The 24,830-nt window shown below is 64.0% G+C and carries 23 protein-coding genes; 11 read left to right on the forward strand and 12 right to left on the reverse strand.

Translation table 11 applies throughout. The features are described 5' to 3' along the window. Positions 1–27: 27 nt before the first annotated feature. From AC0L2L_RS02845 to AC0L2L_RS02855, 3 genes are all read left to right on the forward strand, one after another. Positions 28–228 (forward strand): hypothetical protein, encoded by a 201-nt coding sequence (locus AC0L2L_RS02845; RefSeq protein ID WP_473576012.1) that lies wholly within the window; start codon positions 28–30, stop codon positions 226–228. Positions 229–567: 339 nt separating this feature from the next. Then, positions 568–915 (forward strand): hypothetical protein, encoded by a 348-nt coding sequence (locus AC0L2L_RS02850; RefSeq protein ID WP_473576014.1) that lies wholly within the window; start codon positions 568–570, stop codon positions 913–915. Positions 916–1,059: 144 nt separating this feature from the next. Next, positions 1,060–1,530, forward strand: coding sequence for a nucleoside deaminase (locus AC0L2L_RS02855; RefSeq protein ID WP_473576015.1), 471 nt, complete (start codon positions 1,060–1,062; stop codon positions 1,528–1,530). 344 nt (positions 1,531–1,874) lie between these two features. Here AC0L2L_RS02855 and AC0L2L_RS02860 read toward each other — a convergent pair whose 3' ends face one another. Continuing rightward, positions 1,875–2,069 carry a hypothetical protein gene (locus AC0L2L_RS02860; RefSeq protein WP_473576017.1) on the reverse strand — a complete coding sequence of 65 codons (195 nt, stop codon included), beginning with the start codon at positions 2,067–2,069 and terminating at the stop codon, positions 1,875–1,877. Between the two features lie 256 nt (positions 2,070–2,325). Here AC0L2L_RS02860 and AC0L2L_RS02865 point away from each other — a divergent pair, with 256 nt between their 5' ends. Continuing rightward, positions 2,326–2,520 (forward strand): hypothetical protein, encoded by a 195-nt coding sequence (locus AC0L2L_RS02865; protein ID WP_473576018.1) that lies wholly within the window; start codon positions 2,326–2,328, stop codon positions 2,518–2,520. A 34-nt stretch (positions 2,521–2,554) separates the two neighbouring features. Here the strand turns inward: AC0L2L_RS02865 and cueR are convergent, their stop codons facing one another. Continuing rightward, entirely contained in the window at positions 2,555–2,968 is a 414-nt protein-coding gene (cueR, locus tag AC0L2L_RS02870) for a Cu(I)-responsive transcriptional regulator (RefSeq protein ID WP_027166072.1), read from the reverse strand. A gap of 226 nt (positions 2,969–3,194) precedes the next feature. Here cueR and AC0L2L_RS02875 point away from each other — a divergent pair, with 226 nt between their 5' ends. Continuing rightward, the gene (locus AC0L2L_RS02875) at positions 3,195–3,812 is read left to right on the forward strand and encodes a L,D-transpeptidase (RefSeq protein ID WP_027166071.1); all 618 of its coding nucleotides are present in this window, start codon (positions 3,195–3,197) and stop codon (positions 3,810–3,812) included. Between the two features lie 336 nt (positions 3,813–4,148). On the opposite strand, the gene AC0L2L_RS02880 is transcribed toward AC0L2L_RS02875, so the two are convergent. The 6 genes from AC0L2L_RS02880 to AC0L2L_RS02905 form a co-directional block, all read right to left on the reverse strand. Continuing rightward, on the reverse strand, positions 4,149–4,718 hold the full coding sequence (locus AC0L2L_RS02880) for a NifU family protein (protein WP_473576019.1): 570 nt from the start codon (positions 4,716–4,718) through the stop codon (positions 4,149–4,151). 148 nt (positions 4,719–4,866) lie between these two features. After that, positions 4,867–7,032: an amylo-alpha-1,6-glucosidase gene (locus AC0L2L_RS02885; protein WP_473576020.1), complete on the reverse strand. Its 2,166-nt coding sequence runs from the start codon at positions 7,030–7,032 to the stop codon at positions 4,867–4,869. Between the two features lie 325 nt (positions 7,033–7,357). Then, positions 7,358–7,849 (reverse strand): universal stress protein, encoded by a 492-nt coding sequence (locus AC0L2L_RS02890; protein ID WP_027166068.1) that lies wholly within the window; start codon positions 7,847–7,849, stop codon positions 7,358–7,360. 102 nt (positions 7,850–7,951) lie between these two features. Continuing rightward, positions 7,952–9,019 (reverse strand): tryptophan--tRNA ligase, encoded by a 1,068-nt coding sequence (gene trpS, locus AC0L2L_RS02895; protein ID WP_473576021.1) that lies wholly within the window; start codon positions 9,017–9,019, stop codon positions 7,952–7,954. A 119-nt stretch (positions 9,020–9,138) separates the two neighbouring features. Beyond that, positions 9,139–10,743 carry a murein biosynthesis integral membrane protein MurJ gene (murJ, locus tag AC0L2L_RS02900; protein ID WP_473576023.1) on the reverse strand — a complete coding sequence of 535 codons (1,605 nt, stop codon included), beginning with the start codon at positions 10,741–10,743 and terminating at the stop codon, positions 9,139–9,141. Positions 10,744–10,783: 40 nt separating this feature from the next. Then, positions 10,784–13,585, reverse strand: a complete 2,802-nt coding sequence (locus AC0L2L_RS02905; protein ID WP_473576025.1) for a [protein-PII] uridylyltransferase — start codon at positions 13,583–13,585, stop codon at positions 10,784–10,786. A gap of 185 nt (positions 13,586–13,770) precedes the next feature. Between AC0L2L_RS02905 and AC0L2L_RS02910 the strand changes: the two genes are divergently transcribed. The 4 genes from AC0L2L_RS02910 to AC0L2L_RS02925 all read left to right on the forward strand — a co-directional run bounded on the left by AC0L2L_RS02910 (position 13,771) and on the right by AC0L2L_RS02925 (position 18,488). Then, entirely contained in the window at positions 13,771–16,275 is a 2,505-nt protein-coding gene (locus AC0L2L_RS02910) for a heavy metal translocating P-type ATPase (RefSeq protein WP_473576026.1), read from the forward strand. A gap of 41 nt (positions 16,276–16,316) precedes the next feature. Then, complete coding sequence (gene copM, locus AC0L2L_RS02915) at positions 16,317–16,706, forward strand: CopM family metallochaperone (RefSeq protein ID WP_473576028.1); 390 nt, start codon at positions 16,317–16,319, stop codon at positions 16,704–16,706. A gap of 82 nt (positions 16,707–16,788) precedes the next feature. Next, positions 16,789–17,634, forward strand: coding sequence for an aldo/keto reductase (locus tag AC0L2L_RS02920; protein ID WP_473576029.1), 846 nt, complete (start codon positions 16,789–16,791; stop codon positions 17,632–17,634). A 44-nt stretch (positions 17,635–17,678) separates the two neighbouring features. Next, positions 17,679–18,488, forward strand: coding sequence for an MBL fold metallo-hydrolase (locus AC0L2L_RS02925; protein ID WP_473576030.1), 810 nt, complete (start codon positions 17,679–17,681; stop codon positions 18,486–18,488). Positions 18,489–18,497: 9 nt separating this feature from the next. Here AC0L2L_RS02925 and AC0L2L_RS02930 read toward each other — a convergent pair whose 3' ends face one another. From AC0L2L_RS02930 to AC0L2L_RS02940, 3 genes are all read right to left on the reverse strand, one after another. Beyond that, the gene (locus tag AC0L2L_RS02930; protein WP_473576031.1) at positions 18,498–19,067 is read right to left on the reverse strand and encodes a TetR/AcrR family transcriptional regulator; all 570 of its coding nucleotides are present in this window, start codon (positions 19,065–19,067) and stop codon (positions 18,498–18,500) included. Positions 19,068–19,072: 5 nt separating this feature from the next. Further along, on the reverse strand, positions 19,073–19,537 hold the full coding sequence (locus tag AC0L2L_RS02935) for a nuclear transport factor 2 family protein (RefSeq protein ID WP_473576033.1): 465 nt from the start codon (positions 19,535–19,537) through the stop codon (positions 19,073–19,075). A 103-nt stretch (positions 19,538–19,640) separates the two neighbouring features. Then, on the reverse strand, positions 19,641–20,231 hold the full coding sequence (locus AC0L2L_RS02940; protein ID WP_473576034.1) for a TetR/AcrR family transcriptional regulator: 591 nt from the start codon (positions 20,229–20,231) through the stop codon (positions 19,641–19,643). Between the two features lie 166 nt (positions 20,232–20,397). On the opposite strand from AC0L2L_RS02940, the gene AC0L2L_RS02945 reads away from it, so the two are divergent. Continuing rightward, on the forward strand, positions 20,398–21,312 hold the full coding sequence (locus AC0L2L_RS02945; protein WP_473576035.1) for a DUF3313 domain-containing protein: 915 nt from the start codon (positions 20,398–20,400) through the stop codon (positions 21,310–21,312). A 32-nt stretch (positions 21,313–21,344) separates the two neighbouring features. Continuing rightward, positions 21,345–21,974, forward strand: coding sequence for a methyltransferase family protein (locus AC0L2L_RS02950; protein ID WP_473576037.1), 630 nt, complete (start codon positions 21,345–21,347; stop codon positions 21,972–21,974). Here AC0L2L_RS02950 and mutS read toward each other — a convergent pair whose 3' ends face one another. Next, positions 21,975–24,713 carry a DNA mismatch repair protein MutS gene (gene mutS, locus AC0L2L_RS02955; protein ID WP_473576039.1) on the reverse strand — a complete coding sequence of 913 codons (2,739 nt, stop codon included), beginning with the start codon at positions 24,711–24,713 and terminating at the stop codon, positions 21,975–21,977. Between the last annotated feature and the right edge of the window lie 117 nt (positions 24,714–24,830).

The following is a 24,830-nucleotide window of genomic DNA, read 5'->3' on the forward strand; positions in this document are numbered from 1 at the left end:
CGGCCTGCGAAATCCTGTGAACCCCCCTTGATTGAGCAGACCGGGCTATCTTGGTTCCGGATCTACGCGATGGACGACGGAATAGAGGTCTGCACGAGCCGTGTTGAATTGGTCGAAGCCGCTGGCGAATGGTTCGTCCATGTGGTCGACGGCGAAAAAGCATTCTCCGTCTCATTCGAGCTTGAAGCCTTCGCCCTGATGTACGCGGAAGGCCAGCGGATCGCATGAAGCTGGACAAGATCACGCGGCTGTAAGGCGCAAGAAAAGCCCCAGCGCTGAGGGGGATCGGCACTAGGGCTCTTAACGCATGTACGCTGTACCAGCATGACCTTACGTTAGGCTGCGCTAATATCGTGAACGAATGGTGAAGCGGGCGCGGCCCTTAAGTTGGGCGATTGCATGGCTGACAAACCCAGAGTGCGGATTCAGGGACGAGACAGGCCGGCACCGATTTGACTCGCTAATCCCTGACTAAAGCGGACTGAAGGAACGTCGCTGGCCAAATTTGTACGGGCGCCTGGCGCTTGGAAGAGTCGATCACGCTTTCGCCCCATAAGGGAAAAGCGAATGTCATACGACAATTCAATCGATTCCAAGCAGCTTTCAATGCTCGCCGCCGTACTCAAAGGCTACTGCGACGAAGCTGGAATCCCTGAATGGCACTCGGCAAGGGAACACTTCGGCCGGCGGCTTATGAGCCTTTTCAAATCCGGAGTAATTGAGCCTGACGCTCTGAAAGCCAAGATGAACGATGGCTATGAAGATTGGCTAGGCGAGATTGGCGCAACCGGTCCTTTCATACCGCCGAGGCTATCATCTGAAGACCAGCTAGTGGCTGACAATATCTTGCCTGGGTCGGATCGCAGAGGCAGGCAGGCCCGGCCCAAGAAGGGCTACCCAGCCGTAGGGGAATGAAAAGCCCCAGCGCTGCGTGATTGGAATCAGCCTGAAACCAGTGGACGTTCAAGCGAAGATTAGTTCTTGCTAACCATGTCTCTTGGCAGCAATCTCGGCTGAAGAAGCCGCTCATCTGGTGATGTCGGCGTGATGGATTTTGCCATGACCCGCGATCAGATGCTCGCCCACCTCCGGTCCGCCGACGCCGTCGCGCGCGAGGCGGCGGCGCATGGGCATCATCCGTTCGGTTGCGTGCTGGTCGGGCCGGACGATCGCGTGCTGATGCGGCAGGGCAATCTCGATACGGTGCGCCATGCCGAGACCGAGCTGGCCCGGCGCGCGGCGGCGGCCTATGAGCCGGAGTTCCTGTGGCAATGCACGCTGGTTTCAACCGGTGAGCCCTGCGCGATGTGTGCCGGCACCATGTATTGGGCGAATATCGGCCGGCTGGTCTATGGCTTCGAGGAGACCGAGCTTCTCGCGCTCACCGGGGATCACGCGGAGAATCCGACGATGAGCCTCGCTTCGCGCACCGTATTCGCCTCCGGCCAGAAAAAGATCGAGGTGTTTGGGCCCTTCCCCGAAATCGCGGACGAGATGCTCGCCCCGCACCGCGATTTCTGGAAGCGCTGACGCGGTTTCAGAAACGAGTGCTTGCCCTAGCGGTCGGTCCGAGGCTCGACATCAAGACGTCGGCTTAGGTGCCACTCCTGCCTGATAAAAGAAATGGCCGACGCGGCTGCCGGATGAGCATTGCCTGCGTCGGCCACTGTCGCGGCGGACATTGGGAGCGTCGCCGGCTAGAATTAGGGCGCCCAACAAGGTGGGCAATGCACCTGTGCCGCTTGGTAAAAATCGTACAGTGAATTCCAATTGAACCTACCGGCCGGCGGATTATGAATCGCGAATGTTCACCGGCGGTGCCATGGGCATTGATGCTTGTGAGTTCATTGTGCTGCCCTTGAGGCGTTGTGATGCTACGGGTTCCGCAAAGCCGAGTCCTTGGGCCGGAAGATTTGGCCATCTGCCAGCGCGTGTTCGATCGAATATGCGCCGATGCCGAATTGGACCGGAAATCGGTAGATGGTCAGGTTCTGGCGCTGACAGTACTGGCCTTCTTTCAGCGCGGCGCCATTGATCAAGACGAGCTGTTGGCCGCAGTGCTCGGTCATCGTGACGACTTTACGAAACTAGGCATCTAAGCGAGCCGTAGCGATTTACCCCGGTTGACAGACCCGTCGCTGGTCCTGTCCCCATTCTATCGAATAAACGGCGCATCCCTGCCGGGTTAGTTCCGCAGCCATGATTGGATGGCGCGTCGGGCAAGGTGGCAATTGCACCCAAAAGAAGTCAGGCCAGGGGCTGTTTTCAGCGGGGGGATTATATAATGATATATATGTGGTTTGCCGTTGCTTGGGGGTAGTAGATATGGCGATGGACGGGGTGGTAGCGAACGGCGAGAGGCTTTCGGCCTTCGACCTCGACGGTCTGCGTGAGGTGTTCAGGAAGTCGGTTCGTGAGCATGACGTCACAGCAGCCGATTGGGCGGAGCACGCCAAATTGTTTCTCAAGCGGACAACCAACCGCCAGACCGGCAAAGATGTGATCGGCCAGGTCGCCTAGCTGGTCGGCCCGACGGCCGCGACCATCGCTCTCTCTATGCCGTTTGCGCTCGATTGACTTCCACCGCTCCCGCCATGTCATCCAGGATCGGGCAGTCCGGCCGGTGGTCGCCGTGGCAGGCCTGGATCAGCGTCTGCAGCGTCGAGCGCATCGACTGCAATTCGCGCACCTTCTCCTCGATCGCCCTGACATGGGCGGCGGCGATCTCGCGCACGTCGTGGCTGGCGCGGCCGCGATCCTGATAGAGCGCCATCAGCTGCCTGCAATCGTCGATTGAGAAGCCGAGGTTGCGCGCACGGCGCAGGAAGGCGAGGCGGTGGATGTCGTCGCCGGAGTAATCGCGATAGCCGTTCTCGGCCCGCGCCGGGCGGATCAAGCCGATTTCCTCATAATAGCGGATGGTCTTGGCCGGCAGGCCGGAACGTTCGGCGGCATCTCCGACATTCATGGCGCTCTCCTCGAGTTCCAGGCGGCTCTTCAGCCGCCTCATTGATTTTGTTTTACAATCCTGTGAAGCCTGTTGCGGAAATGCCGCAGTCCGGCACTTACCAGCACGTAAGGTCTTGCATATAGGCAGTGCGCGCTTGGCAAGCAAAAGAAATGCCAGCATGAATGATGGCAACAAAGCGGCCGACTCGTGCCGCTGGCATCGAGGCGGGGCGTCGGACCTATTCATGCGCTTGAAGTCATTTGCAATCGTCGCCGCTCTTGCGCTGTCGACCGCGATCAGCGGCTGCAGCACCATCGGTGGGCAGTTGTTCACCAACAACTATGGCGCGATGACCGATGCCGGCTATCAGCTGCCGCGCATCCCGATCGAGAAGGTCCCCGCCAGGTATCACCGGCAGGAAGTTCGGTATGACTCTCCGGAGAAGCCGGGCACCATCATCGTCGATACCCAGAACAAGTTCCTCTACTTCATCGAGGGCGACGGCATGGCGATGCGTTACGGCATCGGCGTCGGCCGCGAGGGTTTCGAGTGGCATGGCACCGCCCATATCGCGCTGAAGCGCGAGTGGCCGACCTGGACGCCGCCGTCGCAGATGATCAAGCGCCAGCCCGAGCTTGCCAAGTTCGCGAGCGGCATGGAGCCGGGCCTGAAGAACCCGCTCGGCGCGCGCGCCATGTATCTCTTCAACAAGGGCGGCGACATGGGCTACCGCCTGCATGGCAGCCCGGAATGGTTCTCGATCGGCAAGGCGATGTCGTCGGGCTGCATCCGGCTGATGAACCAGGACATTATCGACCTCTACGACCGCACGTCGGTCGGCGCCAAGGTCATCGTGATCTGATCACGAAGGCCGAGGCCAAAAGCTTTCGCAAGCGGACCGTCTAGGCAACAACAAGACGTCCAAGAACAGAAAACCGGGCTGTTGGGGCCCGGTTTTTTGTTTTTGTGGTTTCCTTGAATATCGCGGCGCGGCGCCCTTTTGAGAGTTCGCCCTGCTGAATCCATATGGTTGGTTTTCGAGAACCGGAGCGGAGCGTACATTTAAGTACGTGAGCACCGGCCTACGCCGGCCGTAGCCTTAGCAGCGCCGCGACTACCGAGTGTGCTTCGTCCGGCGAAGGCCGGAAGCGCAGAAAACCGAGCCAGATGGTCAGCAGGGTAGAACTCTCAATGGGCGTCAGGCGACCTGCTCGACCTGCTGGACTTCCGGAACAAAGTGGCGAAGCAGGTTCTGGATGCCGTGCTTCAGCGTCGCCGTCGACGACGGACAGCCGGCGCAGGCGCCCTTCATGTGCAGGAACACGGTGCCGTTCTCGAAGCCGCGGAAGGTGATGTCGCCGCCGTCCTGGGCAACGGCCGGGCGCACGCGCGTGTCGAGCAGCTCCTTGATGGTCAGCACCAGCTCTTCATCGGCCTTGTCGTAGAATTCGCCGGTCTGGCTGGTCTCGACGGCCGGGTCAGTGGACGCCATGACCGGCGCGCCGGACATGAAATGTTCCATGATGGCGCCGAGTATCGCCGGCTTCAGGTGCTGCCAGTCGGGGCCGTCCTTGGTGACGGTGATGAAGTCATAGCCGAAGAAGACGCCGGTGACGCCCGGGATCTCGAACAGCCGGCCGGCCAGCGGCGAGGCCTCCGCCGCGGCTTCGGCGTTGCGGAAATCGGCTGTGCCCTCGCGCAGCACTTCCTTGCCCGGAAGGAATTTCAGCGTCGCCGGGTTCGGCGTCGATTCGGTCTGGATGAACATGGGTATCTCCAGGCCCTTTCCGGGCCGATAGTTTGGAATAATTCTAAATAGGCTCTATCGGCTGGACATTCAAGCGAAACGCGTCGCCCAAAATGGCTGGCTGGCGGAATGTATTTGCCATGGCGGGTTGTCCGAACCGTGGCAGTCCTCATCCTCCAACTTCGACGCTCAGTTGTCCACTCGTCTGCAGGATATCGACCTCGGCGCCATCGTCCGTTCGCCTGAATTCGAGGTCGGCGCTGCCCTTGCCGACACGCAACCCGCGAAGCTCGATACGGTTCACAAAACCGGGCATTCGCGGCCGCACGATCCGCAGCTTGTTCGCGAAACCGTCGGGTTCCAGGCCAAGGCAGGCCGTCAGCAGGAACGGCGCTGCCCCGGCCGCCCAGGCCTGCGGGTGACAGGCCACCGGATAATGTACCGGCGTCTGGAAATCCGCGCGCGGAAAGCCCGCCATCGCTTCGGGCAGCCTGTGATGGCGAAAGTGCATGGCAGCCTCGGCGATCCCGGTGAAAATGCGCAACGCCGCGTCGTCCTCGCCATATTCCCGGCAGCCGGCGGCCACGAGAGCATTGTCGTGCGGCCAGACGGTCCCAAGGTGGTAGCCGACGGGATTGTAGCGCCGCTCCGAGGTGGCGAGCGTGCGCACGCCCCAGCCATTGAACATGTCGTCCTGCATCAGCCGCGCCACCGACCGGCGGCCCTTGTCCCGGTCCGCGATACCGCACCACAGCGCATGTCCGGGGTTCGAGGAAACGACCGCGACCTGCCGGCCCCGCGCTTCGAGCGCGAGGGCAAAGGCGCCATGGTCCTCGCACCAGAAATCGCGGTTGAAGCGTGCCCGAAGCCTCTCGGCTTCTTGGCGAAGCTGCTTGGCGCGATTGCGGTCCCCCGTGCGCTCGTAAAGCTCGGCGATGGCATGCTTGGCGGCAAAGACATAGCCTTGCACCTCGACGAGCGCGATCGGCGGCTTGGCGAGGCTGCCGTCGGCCCTGACGATCGCATCGGCCGAGTCCTTCCAGCCCTGATTGATGAGGCCGCTCTCCGCCGTGCTCCGATATTTGAGATAGCCCTCGCCGTGCTTGTCTCCGGCCCTGGCGATCCAGCGCAAGGCTCTTTCCACAGGCTCCCGCAACTCACGAAAGAGCCCGAGATCGCCCGTCCACGCCGCATGGCGGCCCAGAAGCAGCAGGAAGAGCGGGGTCGCGTCCACCGTGCCGTAGAACCTGGCATGCGGGACATCGCCCGCGCGGGCGAGCTCGCCGACGCGCAGCTCGTGCGGGATCTTGCCGGGCTGCTCCTCCCGCCATCGGTCCGTCCGGGTTCCCTGATAGCTGGCGAGAAGACGCAGCGTCTGGGCGGCTATCTCAGGCTGGAAGGCCAGCATTTCCAGCGCGACGATCAGGCTGTCGCGCCCGAACAGGGCGACGAACCACGGCACGCCGGCGGCAAAATACTCTCTATTGGCCCAATCGGATCTGAGCATCGCCAGATCGCGCAGCGAGCGCTCCATGATGCCGTTGAGCGGCAGGCTGTCGCTTTCGAACTTCGTGTGCCGCTCCAGCCATTCTTGCGAGCCTGCCTGGAGGTTCTCCGCAAGGTTGTCGAGGATGATTGCCGGTCGCTGGTTCAAATGATTGGCTTCGGCCTCTTCGGAAACTTCCCTCAGCTCGATGATGACCGCGATGGTCCGCGCTTCGCCTGCCGGCACATCGATCCGGAACTCTGCCATGGTCTCGTGCATGGCATCGGGTTGAGGCGAGAAGGCGATCGTCGCTGTCCTGCGCAGCCGGTCGGCGCCGTGATAGACAAAATGCAGCCTGCCGTCTCGCCATGTGGGCCGCTCGGCCCTGCCGAGGTCCTGCCGTACCAGGCCACGCACGTCGAAGATGTCTTCGAAACCGGCACGGAATTGCAAGGTCAGCGGAAAGCCATGCGCCGTGTGACCGAAATTCTGGATGGTCAGGACCTCGCGCACGCATGTTTGCCCTGCGTCCAGGATGCGTTCCCAGCGGATGCCGAGCTCATCCTTGGGGATCGATTCGCCATCGAAATGCAGTTCGGGATTGGTCAGTTCAAAAAGCGCCGCGTAGCCCTTTTGCGCGGTCGAGGCCAGCACGATCGGCGCCTGCCCGGCCAGCGCCATCCGATAGCCACCGAGGAAGCGGCAGTCGTGGAAATAAAGTCCGAAGCCGTGCTCGCCTTTCAAAGGGATCTGCCCGCCGGAGGCGACGACATAGTAGAGATCGAGGCTCTTGACGGTTACCGCGCCCGCGATGCTTTCGACCATCGCCGGATGGCGCTTGGCGAGCACACGGTGCCTGCGCCCTGGTTTTGCAGGGGGCGGCTGCCGGGCTTCCTGCTGGATTCGCGCACGCTGCCGGAGAGGTGGCGTCGCGGCGGGTTCGGCCGCTCTGTCTTGCGGCCTCGACGTGCCGTTCCGGTTCGTCTCCCGGTTTGATTCGGCCATCAGCGCTCCATTTGGAACTGTCGCCCTCGTGACGATTCCAAATGGTGCACCGCAAGCGAGGGCCAAGGGGCCATGTCGCCATGTCGCATGGTTGAGCGGTCATGCCGAAATAACCCAGGGGCGCCGCCCGGCGGGATGCGCCTGCCGGATTTCGGGGAGACTTCGCAAGTCAGGCGAGGCTGTCGATTTCCTCATCCGAAAGATTCTGCGGCACCACCGTGACCGGAATGGGGAAAGCAGCACCCCGGCCGGCAACCGCGCTGACCAGCGGTCCCGGGCCCTCCTTGCCGGCGCCGGCCGCCAGCACCAGAATGGCAATGTCCTGGTCGTCCTCGATCAGCTTGTGGATCTCTTCGGTGGGTTTGCCTTCGCGCACCACCATCTCCGGTTCGATGCCGAGCTTCTGGCGCACTTTGTTCGCATAGCCGTCCAACGCCGCGCGCGCCGTCGCGTTGGCTTCCTCGCGCATGATCTTTTCCACGCCGAGCCAGTGCTGGAAATCGTCCGGCACGATGACATAGAGCAGCACCAGCACCCCGCTGGTGCTCTGCGCCCGCTTTGAAGCGTAGGCGACGGCGCGCTCGCACTCCGGCGTGTCATCGATGATCGTCAGGAATTTCCTGCGATGGCCGGCTTCGCGGCTAAGGCGTTTGGAGACCATGTTTATCTGCTCTGTATGGTTTCGGCCGCAATCTGCCACTGCCGCGAACCGGCGGCAAGCCGCCGGCCGGCATGGCATGGAAGTTCAACGAGGCAGGACCGATCAGTCCTGCAGCAAGCCGATAATGTCGCGCACCGTCTTCATCGTGCCCTCGGCAATGGCGCGGGCGCGGTCGCCGCCATCCTTGAGCACGGCGTCGACATAGGCGCGGTCGCCCTCGATGCGGCGCATCTCGGCAGCGATCGGCGCCAGCTTCTCCACGGCAAGATCGGCGAGCGCCGGCTTGAACACGGAAAACTGCTGGCCGCCATATTCCTTCAGCACGTCTTCCTTCGAGATCTCCGCGAGGCCGGCATAGATGCCGACGAGGTTTTCCGCCTCGGGCCGGCTCTCCAGCCCATCGACTTCGCTCGGCAAGGCCTCCGGATCGGTCTTGGCCTTGCGGATCTTCTTGGAGATGGTGTCGGCATCGTCGGTCAGGTTGATGCGCGACAGGTCGGAGGGGTCGGACTTCGACATCTTCTTCGAGCCGTCGCGCAGGCTCATGATGCGCGCCGCCGGACCGCCGATGACCGGTTCGGTGATCGGTAAATAGCCGTTCACCGTCTCCTCGCCTATCTGCATCTCGATGCCGACGCCGAGCGCGGCGATCTTCTCGGAGAAGTCGTTGTTGAATTTCTGGGCGATGTCGCGGGTCAGTTCCAGATGCTGCTTCTGGTCCTCGCCCACCGGCACATGGGTGGCGCGGTAGAGCAGGATGTCGGCGGCCATCAGGCTTGGATAGGCGAGCAGGCCAAGCGAGGCGTTCTCGCGGTCCTTGCCGGCCTTGTCCTTGAACTGCGTCATCCGGTACATCCAGCCGATGCGCGCCACGCAGTTGAAGATCCATGCAAGCTCGGCATGCTGCATGACCCGCGACTGGTTGAAGACGATGTGCTTCTTCGGGTCGATGCCGGAGGCCAGGAACGCCGCGGTGATCGACCGCGTCTGGTCGCCGAGATCCTGGTGCACGAGCTGCGCCGTCAGCGAATGCAGGTCGACGACGCAGTAGATGCAGTCGGACTGTTCCTGAAGGGCGACGAATTTCTTGATGGCGCCGAGATAGTTGCCGAGATGCAGATTGCCGGTCGGCTGGACGCCCGAAAAGACGAGTGGCTTGAAGGCGGACATTGTTTCCTCATGGCTTGTGGAGGGCCGTTTCGCGCGCGGCGAAAGTCTTTCGACGGCGCGCTTATGGACGAAGCGGAGGGCGGGAGCAAGTGGCGACGATAGGGCGGATGTTAGGCGGACTATTCGTCGAGGGTGGGTTTCGGCGCAGCCGCGCTCTTACCCGATCCGCGCCTGACGTTGCGCCGGAGCATGCCGAAATCGGCGCCGCCGGTGCCGAAGGCGGTGATGAAGTAGAGCAGCGCCCCGCCGGCGACGAGGCCGAGCACCGTCGTCGCCTTGACGACCAGCGGCGAGCCCGGCCCGATCCTTGCGGCGAAATAATGCTCGGCGAAATAGAGCGCCGTCGCCATCACCACCGCAGACAGCACCAGCCTGGGAATACGCTTCAGCAACGGGATGTCTCGGCCCCAATGGCCGCGCCTGATCAGCATGGCGAGCAGCATCAGCGCGTTGACCCAACCGGCGACGGCCGAAGCGACCGCGATGCCCGGAGCGCCCATCGACGGAAACAGGCTCAGCGCCGTGGCGACGTTCACGCCGACCGAGATGGCGGCGAAGATCATCGGCGTGCGCGTGTCCTCGCGCGCGAAATAGCCCGGCGTGAACGCCTTGATCAGCACGAAGGCCGGCAGGCCGAGGCCGAAGATCGCCAGGATTGCCGCCACCGTCGGCGTCGAATGGTTGGTGGCGAAGGCGCCGCGTTCATAGACCAGCCGCACGATCGGCTCCGACATCACCCAAAGCGCCGCCGCTGCCGGCAGTGTCATGAACAAGGTGAACTCGACCGAGCGGTTCTGCAGGTTGGCGGCCTCGACCAGGTTGCCCGACTTCAGCGCCCGCGACAGTTCCGGCAACAGCACGATCGCCACCGCCACGCCGACGACGCCGAGCGGCAGCTGGTAGATGCGATCGGCATAGGCGAGCGACGACACGGCGCTATTCTGCGCCGAGGCGATCGCCGTGCCGATCAGCTGGTTGATCTGGGTGATGCCGCCGGTGATCGCCGCCGGCAACGCCAGGATCAGGAGCCGCTTGACATTGGGCGTCATCTTCGGCCGGCGGAAGCCGATCGAGATACCGGCATTGCGCACCGCGATCCAGACGATTGCGAGTTGCACGATGCCGGCCGCCAGCACGCCCCAGGACAGGCCGAAGCCGACATCATGCGCGTCGAGCCCATGGTACCAGGCATAGCCGAGCACGCTGATCAGGATGATGTTGAGGAAGGCGGGCGCGATCGCCGCGGCGAAATAGCGGCGCAGCGAATTCAACATGCCCGCCATCATGGCGCCGAGCGACATGCAGATCAGGTACGGGAACATGATCGTCGCCAGCCGGACGGTCGTCTCGAACTTGCCGGGAATGTCGGCGAAGCCCGGCGCCACCAGGTAGCGCACGATCAGCGGCATCGCCAATTCCATCGCGATGGTCAATGCCAGCAGCGCCGAGAACAGCACGCCGAACACCTCCTCCGAGAAGCGCTTGGCGCCCTCGTTGCCGTGCTGCTCGATCTCCTTGGCGAACAGCGGCACGAACGCGGCGTTGAAGGCGCCTTCGGCAAACAGCCGGCGGAAGGTGTTGGGGAACTGGAAGGCGGCGTTGAACGCGTCGGCCACAGGCCCGGTGCCGAGGGCCGCGGCCATCAGCATCTCGCGGCCGAAACCCAGCGCGCGGCTCATCAGCGTGCCGGAAGCGACGGTGGCGAATTTCTTGACCAGGCTCATGCCGGGGACGATTGCCAGGGAAATTGCGTCAAATGGATGGTCACTCGGCCGCCGCCTTGGACTTGCCGTTGCGCTCGGTCGAACTGCCTTCCAGCGTGTCGATCAGCCGCTTGTGGATGGTGGCGGTGCGCGTCGGGCTGTCGATCTTCTGGCCGGTGAGGTCGGTGACGTAGAACGTGTCGATGACCTTCTCGCCGAAGGTCGTGATGTGCGCCGATGCGATGTCGAGCGAAAGGTCGGACAGCGTTCCGGTGATCTCGGAGAGCAGCCCCGGCCGGTCCAGGCCCTCGACCTCGACCACCGAAAAGCGGTTCGACAGCGTGTTGCGGATTTCGGCGCGCGGCTGGATTTTGAACACCTTCGACCCGCGCTTCGGCTTGGTGCGCTTCTCGATCATCTCGGGCAGCCAGCTTTTGCCGGAGAGCACATCCTCGATCAGCCGGCCAACCCGCTCGGCACGGCGCCGCTCGTCCTCGTCGAGGTCGAATTCCCTGGAGATCAGGATGGAGTCCAGCGCCCGCCCGTCCGAGGTGGTGAAGATCTGCGCGTCGACGATGTTGCCGCCGGCCCCAGCGCAAGCGCCTGCAATGATCGAAAGCAGGCGCGGATGGTCCGGCGCCAGCACGGTGATCTCGGTCACCGCCTCGAACTCATGCGTCTTGACCATGGTGGCGAGCTTCTTGCCCGCCGCATCCGCCTCGCGGATGAATTCGGCATGGCGAAGCTGGTCGGACAGGTCGACCGTCAAAAGGTAATTCTCGTAATGCTGCGCGACATAACGCTTGCGCTCCTTGGTCGGCCAGGCCGAGAGCGCCTCGGCCAGCCGTTCGCGCGCAGCAGCCGTACGCTCGGCGCGCGAGACTTCGGAGAAACCGCCGGTGAGCAGCAGTTCGGTCTCGAAATAGAGCGTGCGCAGCAACTGTCCCTTCCAGCCGTTCCACACGCCGGGTCCGACCCCCCTGATGTCGCAGACGGTGAGGACCAAAAGCAGCTTCAGCCGCTCGACCGACTGCACGATCGAGGCAAAATCCTCGATCGTCTTGCGGTCGTTGAGGTCGCGCGTCTGCGCCGTCATCGACATCACGAGATGGTTCTCGACCAGCCAGGCAACCGTCTCGGTGTCGGCCGCCGACAGCCCCATATGCGGACAGATGCGCCGGGCAATGCGTGCGCCAGCCTCCGAATGGTCTTCCGGCCGGCCCTTGGCGATATCGTGCAGCAGCACCGCCACATAGAGCGCCTCGCGGCTCTTCTTCAGCCCCGGCATCAGCGTATGCGCCAGCGGATGCACTTTTTCGCCGTCGCCGCGCTCGATCTCGGCCAGCACGCCGATGCAGCGGATCAAATGCTCGTCCACCGTATAGTGGTGGTACATCGAGAACTGCATCATGGCGACGATCTTGCCGAAGTCGGGGATCAGCCGGCCGAGCAGCCCGGCCTCGTTCATGCGTCTCAGGTTCAGCTCGGCATTGCGGTCCGAGGTCAATATGTCGAGGAACAGACGGTTGGCTTCCTCGTCGCGCCGGAGCGACTTGTTGACCAGGCCGAGCGAACGGGTGAGCAGCTTCAGCGCGTCGGGATGGAACTCCAGCCCGTGCTTGTCGGCGAACCAGAAGAGCCTAAGCAGATTGACCGGATCACGCTCGAACACGCTGTCGTCGGCGATGTTGATGCGGTGATTGTCGACGATGAAATCGGAAGTGCCGGCAAGCTTGCGCTTGCGCCGCGAGAAAGTGAGGAAGATGCGGTTGAAGCCCGGCACATGCTTGGCTTGCTCTTCCTCGAGCGCCGCGCAGAAGATGCGGGTGAGGTCGCCGACATCCTTGGCGACGAGGAAATAGTGCTTCATGAAGCGCTCGACGGCCGACAGGCCGGGATGCGTCGTATAGCCCAGCCGCTCGGCGATCTCGCGCTGGATGTCGAAGTGCAGCCGCTCTTCCGCCTTGCCGGTGAGGAAATGCATGTGGCAGCGCACTGCCCACAGGAAGTCCTCGGCCTTATGGAATTCGCGGTACTCGGCCTCGGTGAAGACGCCCTTTTCGACCAGCTCCTCACCGGTGCGCACCCGATAGAAATATTTGCCGATCCAGAACAACGTCTGCAGGTCGCGCAGGCCGCCCTTGCCGTCCTTGACGTTGGGTTCGACCAGATAGCGGCTTTCGCCTGCCTTGGCGTGACGATCGTCGCGCTCGGCAAGCTTTGCCTGCACATATTCGGGCCCGGTCGTGCGCACTACCTCATGGTCGAAGCGGGTGAGCAGCTCGTCATAGAGCTTGTGCTCTCCCCACAGGAAGCGCGCCTCGAGGATCGACGTGCGGATGGTGATGTCGCTGCGCGACAGCCTGAGGCACTCCTCGATGTTGCGGGTCGCGTGGCCGACCTTCAGCCCCATGTCCCACAGCATGTAGAGCATGTATTCGACGATCTGCTCGCCCCATGGGGTCTGCTTGTAGGGCAGCAGGAACAGCAGATCGATGTCGGAGCCCGGCGCCAGCGTGCCGCGGCCGTAGCCGCCGACCGCCACGACCGCCATGCGCTCGGCGGTCGAACGGTTCTTGACGCGGTAGACATGGGTGGCGGCGAAATCATAGAGCGCCTGGATCAGCTCATCCATCAGATGCGAGAGCCGCTCGGCGCAGGCATTGCCGCCGCCATCCTGCCTGAGCATGGTTTCGGCGGTCGTCCGGCCATCCGCCATCCTGCCCTTGAGCAGCTGTAGGACGGCGGTGCGCGCGGCCTTGCTGGAGCCGTCGCCCGCGCTCGCCGCCGTCAGCGCTGTCAAGTCGCGGCGCAGCGCGTCGCCATCGATGATTTCGTCGAGTTTGAGGGAGATCTTTGCCATTCGGCGGCGTCTATAGCGCGTTTTCCGCGCGCTGTGTATGGGGCTGGTGGCCGCGTTCCAACGGCCGGCGATGGATGCCATGCGCAGCCGAAAGGCGAAAGCTCCAAAAATCCAAACCACCCCTTGACCTTCCAGTTACTGGAAGGACTACCTCCGCCTCAAGTTCGAAATTTAGAGGCCTGGCCATGACCCATTCCGACCATCATCACCATCATGCGCACGGCGGAGCCTGCTGCTCCGCCAAGGATGCCGCGCCCGCCGCCGAAGCGGTGATTCGCGATCCTGTCTGCGGCATGACGGTCGATCCGGCGGCCGGCAAGCCAACGGCCGAGCATGGCGGCCGAACGTTCCATTTCTGCAGCGATCGCTGCCGCACGAAATTTGTGGCCGGGCCGGAAGCGTATCTTTCCGCCGCGGATCCCGTCTGCGGCATGAGCGTCGATCGGGCGAGCGCCAGGCACTTTCTGCGCCATGAAGGGCAGGGTTTCTATTTCTGCTCCGCCGGCTGCAAGGCCAAGTTCGAGGCGGAGCCGGCAAAATACCTTGCCGGCCGGCCCGAGCCGCAGCCGATGCCGAAGGGCACGCAATACACCTGCCCGATGCATCCCGAGATCATCCGCGACAAGCCCGGTTCCTGTCCGATCTGCGGCATGGCGCTGGAGCCGATGGGCGTCCCGACAGGCGACGAAGGCCCTAACCCCGAGCTCGTCGATTTCACGCGCCGGTTCTGGGTCAGCGCGGCGCTCTCCGTGCCGCTCCTGGTCATCGCCATGGCGCCGATGCTGGGCTTCAGCTTCGAAAGCCTCATCGACGGCCGGACGAAGACGTGGATAGAGCTGGCGCTGGCAAGCCCGGTGGTGCTGTGGGCGGCGTTTCCGTTCTTCCATCGCGGCTGGGAATCGATCCTCAACCGCAGCCCCAATATGTGGACGCTGATTTCGCTGGGCGTCGGTGCCGCCTACCTCTTCAGCCTCGTCGCGGCCCTGTTTCCGGATGTCTTCCCGCATCAGTTCCGCGGCCATGACGGCACGGTGCCTGTCTATTTCGAGGCCGCCGCCGTCATCGTTGCCCTGGTCTTCCTCGGCCAGGTGCTGGAGCTGCGCGCCCGTGAGCGCACCGGCTCGGCCATTCGCGCCTTGCTCGACCTTGCGCCGAAGACAGCGCGGCTGATCGGCGCCGACGGCTCCGAGAAGGACGTGCCGCTCGACAGCGTCCAGACCGGCGATCGCTTGCGCATCCGCCCCGGCGATGCGGTGCCGGTCGACGGCATCGTGCTGGAGGGACGCTCGGCGATCGACGAATCGATGATCACCGGCGAACCGCTGCCGGTCGAAAAGACGCAAGGCGACGCGCTTACCGGCGGCACGCTCAACAAGAACGGCTCGTTGGTCATGCGCGCCGAGAAAGTCGGCGCCGAGACCACGCTGTCGCGCATCGTCGAGCTGGTCGCCAAGGCGCAGCGCTCGCGCGCGCCGATCCAGGGGCTCGCCGACCGCGTGTCCTTCTATTTCGTTCCGGCCGTCGTTCTGGTCGCCGTCCTGGCCTTCATCGCCTGGGCGGCCCTCGGTCCCGAGCCGAGCCTGATCTTCGCCATCGTCTCGGCGGTGTCGGTGTTGATCATCGCCTGTCCCTGCGCGCTCGGCCTCGCGACGCCGATGTCGATCATGACGGCGACGGGGCGCGGCGCGCTCGCCGGCGTTCTGATCAAGGAAGCCGCGGCGCTGGAGCGCTTTGCCTCCGTCGACACGCTGATCGTCGACAAGACCGGCACGCTCACCGAGGGCAGGCCGCGGCTTACCGATGTCGTCGCGGCCGGGGGCATCGATGAGAATGAGCTGCTGGGTCTTGCCGCGGCGCTCGAAAAGGGCTCGGAGCATCCGCTGGCCGAGGCGATCGTCGAGGGCGCTGCCGGACGTGGCCTGAAGCTGGCCGATGCGGTCGATTTCGAGGCGGCCACCGGCAAGGGCGTTTCGGGTACCGTTTCGGGCCGGAAGGTCGCGCTCGGCAATGCGGCGATGATGGCGGACCTCGGCGTCGAAACGCCGGCGGCCAATGCCGAGGCGCTGCAGGCCGATGGCAAGACAGCCATGTTCGTGGCCGTCGACGGCAGGTTCGCCGGCATCGTCGCCGTCGCCGATCCCGTAAAGGCAACGACGGCCGAGGCGATCAAGGCGCTGCACGACAAGGGCCTGCGCATCATCATGGCAACAGGTGACAACGAGCGCACCGCAAGGGCCATTGCCGGCAGGCTCGGCATCGACGAGGTGCGCGCCGGCCTGCTGCCCGACGGCAAGAGCGCGCTGGTGGAAGAACTGCGCGGCAAAGGGGCCGCCGTCGCGATGGCCGGCGACGGCGTCAACGACGCGCCGGCGCTGGCCAGCGCCGATGTCGGCATCGCCATGGGCACCGGCGCCGATGTCGCCGTCGAAAGCGCCGGCATCACGCTGGTCAAGGGCGACCTCAACGGCATCGTCAGGGCCCGCACGCTCGCCCAGGCGACGATAGGCAACATCCGCCAGAACCTGTTCTTCGCCTTCCTCTACAACGTGCTCGGCGTGCCGGTCGCGGCTGGCGTGCTTTATCCGCTCACCGGCCTGCTTTTGTCGCCGATGCTCGCGGCGGCGGCGATGAGCCTGTCGTCGGTGTCGGTCATCGCCAATGCTTTGCGGCTGAGGACGTTGAAACTCTGAGCCGAGCCCCCAGATAAAACCCAACTAGAAGGAGACCCTGAATGACTTTGGCCAAGAAAATCGTGCTGCTGTTGATGGCCGCCGGAATGCTGCTTGCCGTCTTCCTCGAAAGCGTGCCGGCCTCATCGGAAGAGATGAAGCACGACATGTCCAAAATGGCGATGGGCGCGCAGAGTCCTGCTGCCGCCGGCTACAAGAAGGCGATGGACAAGATGCACAAGCAGATGATGATCAAATACACCGGCAATGCCGATGTCGATTTCGTCCGCGGCATGATTCCGCATCATCAGGGCGCCATCGACATGGCCAAGGTTGTGATCGCCAACGGCGAGGACCCGGAAATCCGCAAGCTCGCGGAAGGCGTCGTCACGGCCCAGGAAGCCGAGATCAAACAGATGCAGGACTGGCTCGCCAAGCACCCCGTGAAGTAACCCTCCCGGAAATCCGGAGGAGCCTTCGGTCTGGATTTCCAACCGGGGCTGTGCTGCGATCCGGCTTCACGCGGAGAAAACCATGCCGTCATCAGTGAGAACCTTGAAGCTGCCGTCCGGCGAAGCCGTTCCGGTGCTGGGCCAAGGCACCTGGAAGATGGGCGAGGACCGGCGCCGCCGCGCCGATGAGGTCGCGGCGCTGAAGCTGGGCCTCGACCTCGGCATCCCGCTGATCGACACCGCCGAAATGTATGCCAGCGGCGACGCCGAGGAAGTGGTGGCCGAAGCCATCGCGGGGCGCCGCGACGAAACCTTCCTGGTCTCCAAGGTGCTGCCCTCCAACGCCTCGCGCGCCGGCGTCAAACGCGCCTGCGAGAACAGCCTGAGACGGCTCGCGACCGACCGCATCGATCTCTATCTGCTGCATTGGCCGGGCAGCGTACCGCTGTCTGAGACCGTGCAGGCTTTCGAGGCGCTGAAGGCCGAAGGCAAGATCCGCCACTGGGGCGTCAGCAATTTCGACACCGACGAGATGGAGGAACTGGTCGGCTTGGCCGGTGGCGGCAACGTCCAGACCAACCAGGTGCTCTACAATCTGTCGCGCCGCGGCCTCGAATTCGACCTTGCGCCGTGGAGCAGGCAGCACCGCATTCCACTGATGGCTTATTCGCCGGTCGAGCAGGGCGCGCTGGCCCGCAATGCCCGGCTCGAGGCGGTCGCCGCCCGGCACAACGCCACGGCGGCGCAGACCGCGCTTGCCTGGGTCATGGCGCAGGATGGCGTCATCGCCATCCCGAAGGCCAGCCGCCAGGAGCACGTGCGCCAGAACGCGGCCGCGCTCGATATCGCTCTGACGGCGGAAGACCTTGCCGATCTCGACCGCGCCTTCCCGCCGCCGACGCGCAAGCGCGGCCTGGAAATGATCTAACCGAAAACCTCGATCCGGATTTGCGACTGAACCGAGAGTAGGCATTGGAACGAATTTCAGCCGGACCTCATCACACAACCTATGAAATCGGCGACATCAAGGTCACCTCGCTGCGCGATGGCTATGTCGACATGCCGGTCCGGCGACTTCGCCCGCCGGGAGACAAGCCCTTCGGCGACGACCTCCCGTCGCAGGTACCGCTCTTCGACGGCGCACTCAGATTGTCGGTCAATGCCTTTGCCGTTGACGACGGCTACGAAATCACGCTGATTGATTCGGGATCCTCGAACGCTTGGCACCCGACGATGGGCTTTCTGCCGCAGGCGCTGAGCGAAGCGCGGATCGCCGTCGATCGGATACGCACGGTCGCTTTCACCCACACGCATCTCGACCATATCCACGGACTCATCCTTCCGGACGGTCGCGACGGTTTCCCGCGGCTCTCCTCCTTGCTTGTCCCTCGAGCCGAGCTCGACATGTTCCGGTCGGAAGCGAGGTTGAGGCGCTTCCATGATCGAGCGCAGCCTTTTGACCCGGGACAGCGCCTGAGCGCGAATATCGAGGCGGTTGCGGCGCCGGGCCACGAAATCGGTCACACATGCTTTCGTGTCACGTGCGGCGGCGAAACATTGTTGGTCTGGGGCGACCTCGTGCATGTGCCGTCGCTTCAGTTCGAGCGGCCGGAGGTCGCATGGGAATTCGACGCCGACCAGGACCAGGCGCGGGCAACCCGGCTGCGCTTTTTGGCGCTTGCAGCGGATAACGCCTGGTGCGTCGCCGGAGCGCATCTCGATTCGCCGGGCGTCGGCAAGGTTTCCCGAACCGAGACAGGCTTCCGCTTCGAACCTCTGTAGGAACCGGGGCTACATCTTGGCCGGCAGCCCAAGCCGCATCCGCAGTCGCCGCAATGCCCTTGAAAACACATCGAGGTCATCGGCGGCGCGAGCAAGCGTGAGCGCGCCCTGGATGGCGGCGACGGCTTCCTCGGCCAGCTCGCGGGCCTCGCCCGACCGGTGCCCTGATCGCTCCAGCGCTTCGGCGAGACGCATGACCCAGCGGCCGAAATAGTCCCTTATCTGCCCGGCGAACAGGTCGCGGGATTCGTCCAGCGCGAAGGCGCCGATCAGGCAAATGCGCCGCCCAGAGCGGAAGTAGCTGTCCGTCGCCTCGATCATGTGCTCGATCCCGGCCCGCGGATCGGGGCTGTCGCGCAGGGGTGCAAAGACATTGTCCTCGAACCAGCCATCGATATGGGCAATGACGGCCCGAGCCATCTCTTCCTTGCCGCCGGGGAAGAAGTGATAGAGGCTTCCTTTGCCGAGCCCCGTCGCCTCGCCGATCAGGGCCAGGCTGGCGCCCTCATAGCCATGCTCGCGGAAAACCTCGGCCACGATCGCCAGCAAGTCCGCGCGTTCTGGCGCGATGCGCCGCACCGCCCCTAGAGCCCGAGTTCCGAAAGGCCGGGATGGTCGTCCGGCCGGCGGCCGAGCGGCCAGTGATATTTGCGCTCGCTCTCGATGATCGGCAGGTCGTTGATGCTGGCCACGCGCCGGCGCATCAGCCCGGCTTCGTCGAATTCCCAGTTCTCGTTGCCATAGGAGCGAAACCAGTGGCCGCTATCGTCGTGCCATTCATAGGCGAAGCGCACCGCGATGCGGTTTTCGTTCCATGTCCACACTTCCTTGATCAGGCGGTACTCCAGCTCGCGCGCCCATTTGCGCTTGAGGAAGCCGACGATCTCGCCGCGGCCGGAAACGAATTCGGCCCGGTTGCGCCAGACGCTGTCCTCGGTATAGGCATGCGAAACCCGTTCCGGGTCGCGGCTGTTCCAGGCATCTTCGGCAAGCCGCGCCTTTTGCGCCGCTGTCTCGGCCGTGAAGGGCGGCAATGGCGGACGGCTCATGAAATCTCCTGTCGGTTTTCGATCATCGATAACCGACATTGTACCGATCGGTACAATGAGTCAACGCAGCGTACGTTCTTTGCGACGCCTCAGGCGGCTGGACTTATCGAATCTCGGTTTTCAGCTTCTCAAAGGCATCCCGGACATATCCCGCCAGCGGATGCCTGACGTTTTGCTGCTGCCATGTTTCGACGGCCAGACGCAACGCGACGATCGCCACCAAGGAGACCAGTCGCAGGCTGTCGCGCGCCTGATCCGGCCGCAACTCGCATAAGCCGTCGAAAATGGCTTGCTCGAACTGCAGGTAGCTTGCGTGCCTGCGCGAGCGCAGCGTCTTGCTTTCCCGCATGACCTTGGCCGTCGCCATCATTTCTGATGCCTGGGCACTGCCGACAAGATTGAGCAATGCGCCGCGGGCGATGTCGATCGCCGCTCCGGTTGGTGGCTCGGCAAGGATCAACGCTTTGACCATGCTCGCGTAATTGCCCAGAGACGCAAGCAAAACCTCGTCCTTGCTGTTGAAATAGTGGAAGAACGTGCGGCGCGAGATGCCGGCGGCTGCGGCTATCTGGTCAAGCGTGGTCGCGTCGTAGCCATTGGCCAGGAAAGCCTTCAGGCCGGCTTCGGCGATGCGGTGGGACGTTTCTCGCCGCTTCCGCTCGCGCAGGCCTTCTGGTTTTGGCGCGTCGTTCATGGAGCGCTCCTGCCATGACCGTTCCTCAAATGCGACAAGAAATTTGGCGCACATTCAAGTCCCGTCATCACGCCTCGCCATAATCGCGCCGTAAATTATTGCACTAAGTGCAATTATTGACGCTCCCCCAACACGCCCCGCAGGGCGCATCCGGACAGAGGCATCCATGGCAGCTCGCTTGCGTTCCCGTCGCGAGGCCCACATCGATCGTGGCCCGGTCGATCCGCGCGCGTGCCGCGCGGACCACCGCGTAATATGGCCATTTGTGCTGGTCTTGAGCATGCTCGCGGTCGGTTGCGCGTCCGCGCCCCTGGATCAGGTAGGCTCACTGCAATCCTATGACGAGTTGAAACCGTCGGACGGTTTGTTGGCCCGCTCACTAATGCGAGTGAGCAAGGACGACGTGCTTGCGGCAAAAACGGTTCGGATCATTCCGACGGGCTTTTCGCAGCCTGCCGCCGGAAAATCGACATTGACACCGGCCCAGCGCGGCCTGATCACGAATGCCGTCGACAGGACCCTTTGCTCCGGCCTGAGCCGGCGCTTTCAAGTGGTCGCCCTGACCGAGCCGGCCGACCTGACGGTCCACGCGATGGTAACGCATGTGGCGCCGACGAATGCGCTGGCGGCAGGGGTTTCGAAAGTCGCGTCCACGGCAGTTTCCGTCGCGTTGCCCGACATGCACATTCCGGTTCCGCGCCTGCCGGTCGGATTGGGCAGCCTGTCGCTTGAAGCCGAAGCGATTGGTGACAACGGCAAGCAGGCGGCGGCCATGATCTGGGGACGTGGCGCGAACGCCCTGCTGGATTCCGGCCGGGTCGCCCGAGAGGGCGACGCTTACGACCTGGCGGCGAAGTTCGGCCACGATTTCAGCAAGCTCCTGGTCACCGGCAAGACGCCGTTCGGCAAGCTGCCGTCGCTTCCGACCAGGGCGGAGCTGCGCGACATGTTCGGCGGCGGGCCCAAATACCCGGCCTGCAAGGCATTCGGCAAATCGCCCGGACTGGTCGGCTTGCTCGGCGATCGGATGGGATTGCCGCCGGCCTGGACCGACAAGGGAGCCGCGCTGCGCAACGACTGAAGGCGGTGAAGCAAATGCAGGAGAAGTTCCCGATGCCGCTTTCCGCGACGGCTTTTCAACAGGGCAGAAGGATGCGCTTCCTTTGGCTGGTTGCCCCACTCGTCCTGGCGCCGGCCCTGCTTGCGGAAAGCGGGTGGCCGCAAGGCAGCACCTCTCGCGAAATGCTGGAATTTCTCGGTGCCGTGCTGATCCTCATCTGTATCGGCGGTCGCTGCTGGGCAACGCTGTATGTTGGCGGACGCAAGAACCGTGAACTCGTCACAACCGGCCCCTATGCCTATACGCGCAACCCCCTCTATTTCTTCTCGGCCCTTGGACTGGCTGGCGTCGGGCTGACATTCGGATCGCTGATCCTTTCGGCGTTTCTCTTTGCCTTCACCTATCTGGTCTTTTCCTATGTCGCGACGCGCGAAGCGATCGCACTGGATGCGATCTTTGGCGAGGCCTATTGGTGCTATTGTCGAAGCGTGCCGGCCTTCTTTCCCCGTCTACGGCGCGATCGCGACGACGTTCTGGGGCAGTCTCCCGTCACGTTCGACCCGGTGGCGCTGAGGCGGACCGCCATCGACGGCTCTTACTTCCTTGTGGCGATACTGGCGGTCGAATTGCTCGGCTGGCTCCAGTCGGCAGGGCTGGTGACGCCTATGTTCCGATTGTTTTGATTACCGGCCCGCCAGTCCCTTCAGCCGGTAGAGCGCCTCCAGCGCCTCGCGGGGCGTCATCTCGTCTGGATTGATGGCGCCCAGCGCTTCGCCCAGCGCATCGTTTTTCGCCGGCTTCGGCGCTTCGCGCTTCACCGCTACCGAAAACAGCGGCAGGTCGTCGACCAGGCGGTTGGTCTTGCCGGAAACCTCGCCTTCCTCCAGCTGGTGCAGCACTTCCTTGGCGCGGGCGACTACCGCTTCGGGCAGGCCGGCCAGCCGCGCCACCTGCACGCCGTAGGAGCGGTCGGCCGCACCCTTGCCGACCTCGTGCAGGAAGACGACATCGCTTTCCCATTCCTTGACTCGCATGGTGACGTTGTGGAGCCGCGGCAATTTGCCGGCCAGCGCCGTCATTTCGTGGAAATGGGTGGCGAAGATCGCCCGGCAGCGGTTCTTCTCATGCAGATATTCGACCGCCGCCCAGGCGATCGACAAGCCGTCGAAAGTGGCGGTGCCGCGGCCGATCTCGTCGAGGATCACCAGCGCCCGCTCACCCGCCTGGTTGAGGATCGCCGCCGTCTCGACCATCTCGACCATGAAGGTCGAGCGGCCACGCGCGAGGTCATCCGAGGCGCCGACGCGTGAGAAAAGGCGGTCGACGACGCCGATATGGGCGCTTTGCGCCGGCACGAAGGAGCCGGTTTGGGCGAGGATGGCGATCAGCGCGTTTTGCCTGAGGAAAGTCGATTTACCGCCCATATTGGGGCCGGTGAGCAGCCAGATCGCGCCGGCCTTGGCTCCGCCTTCGGGCGACAGGTCGCAATCATTGGCGACAAACGGGCCTTCGCCGGAACGCCTGAGCGCCTGTTCGACCACAGGGTGGCGCCCGCCGGCAATCTCGAAGGCGAGGCTGGAATCCACCAGCGGCCGGCACCAGCCCTCGCTTTCGGAAAGCAATGCCAGCGCGGATGAAACATCGAGAACCGCAAGCGCCTCGGCGCCGGCACGGATCCGTTCGGCCTCGCTTACGACCTCAGCCGTGAGCCGGTCGAAGGCGGCGAGCTCGATGCCGAGCGCCTTGTCGGCGGCGTTGGCGATCTTGGATTCCAGCTCCGCCAGCTCGGTCGTCGTGAAGCGCATGGCGTTGGCCATGGTCTGGCGATGGATGAAGCGCGCCTTGGCGGCGTCGCTGCCGGTCATGATCGAGTGGTGGTTGGCGGTAACCTCGATGTAATAGCCGAGCACGTTGTTGTGCCGGATCTTCAGCGAGCGGATGCCGGTTTCCTCGATCAGCGAGCGCTCCAGCCCGGCGATTACTTTTCGCGACTCGTCGCGCAGTGCCCGCATCTCGTCGAGCTCGGCATGATAGCCGCTGCGCACGAAGCCGCCGTCGCGCTTGATCAGCGGCAGCTCGTCGTCGAGCGCGTCGCCGAGGTGACGGGCAAGCGCCTCGGGCAAGGCATTGATCGCGGCAAGCGCGGCGGCGAGATCGGCGGGCAGGGCGGCCGCCGCGAACAATTCGGCGATCGCGCCTGCCGCCTCGAAGCCGGCGCGCAGCGCGCCCAGATCGCGCGGCCCGCCGCGGTTGAGCGCCAGCCTGGACAGCGCCCTCGGCATGTCGGCGACGCTTTTGAGGCTCGCCCGCAAGCCTTGGCAAAGCCGCGTCTCGGAGCGGAAGAACGATACCGAATCCAGCCTGGCCGCGATTGCCGCCGGGTCTGTCAGCGGCGCCATCAGCCGGTCGGCGAGCATGCGCGCGCCGCCGCCGGTCACGGTGCGGTCGATCGCCTTGAACAGCGAACCGTCGCGGCTGCCGGACAAAGTGCGCAGCAATTCCAGGTTGGCGCGCGTCGCCGGATCGATGAACAGCGTCGAGCCTTGCTCCTCGCGCTCGGGGCGCGACAAGGGCGGGCGCTCCGCCTTCTGCGTCTTCTCGACATAGGCAATAGTGCCGGAGATCGCCGACAGCTCGGCGCGCGAAAACGTGCCGAAACTGTCCGGTGTCGCGACCTCGAAGAAGCGCGCGATGCGGCTTGTGGCCGAAGCCGAATCGAACAGGGAAGGCGGCTGCGGGTTGGCGACCCGGCCCAGCACGTCGAAGACCGGTCTGAGATCCGGATCGTGGAACACCGGCTCGGCGACGATCAGCTCGCGCGGGTCGACGCGGAAGATGTCGGCAAGCAGCCGCTCGGCGCTCGTCTCGGCAACGCGGAACGCGCCGGTCGAAATGTCGATCCAGGCCAGCGCGAAGCTCGCCTGGCTGGTTGCCGCGCCGCCACCCTTCACGCGGCCGAGCGCCATCAGGAAACTCGATTCCGAAGGCGCAAGCAGCTTGTCCTCGGTGATGGTGCCGGGCGTGACCAGCCGCACCACGTCGCGCCGCACCACCGATTTGGAGCCGCGTTTCTTGGCTTCGGCCGAGTCCTCGATCTGTTCGCAGACGGCGACGCGAAAGCCTTGCGCGATCAGCTTCTGCAGATAGTCGTCCGCCGCATGCACCGGCACGCCGCACATCGGGATGTCGTGGCCCTGATGCTTGCCGCGCTTGGTCAAAACGATGCCCAGCGCCTGGCTTGCCTTCTCCGCGTCGTCGAAGAACAGCTCGTAGAAATCGCCCATGCGGTAGAACAGAAGCGAATCCGGGTTCGCCGCCTTGATCTCGATGAATTGCTCCATCATCGGCGTGACACCGCCCGTGGCAGGCGCCGCGGTCGTCGTCTCCGGGACGTCGGTATCTGTCGGCATGTGCATGTTCATGCCCGAACGCTAGCAGAAGTGGCAGCCCGGTTTAATGCCGGCGGCGCGAAAAGCAGGGGAAGACTGGCGACGGGCCGTTGGAGACGTGGCCGTTCTCCGGCACCGAGGGCTTGATGC

This window comes from Mesorhizobium sp. WSM4832 (genome assembly GCF_055811115.1).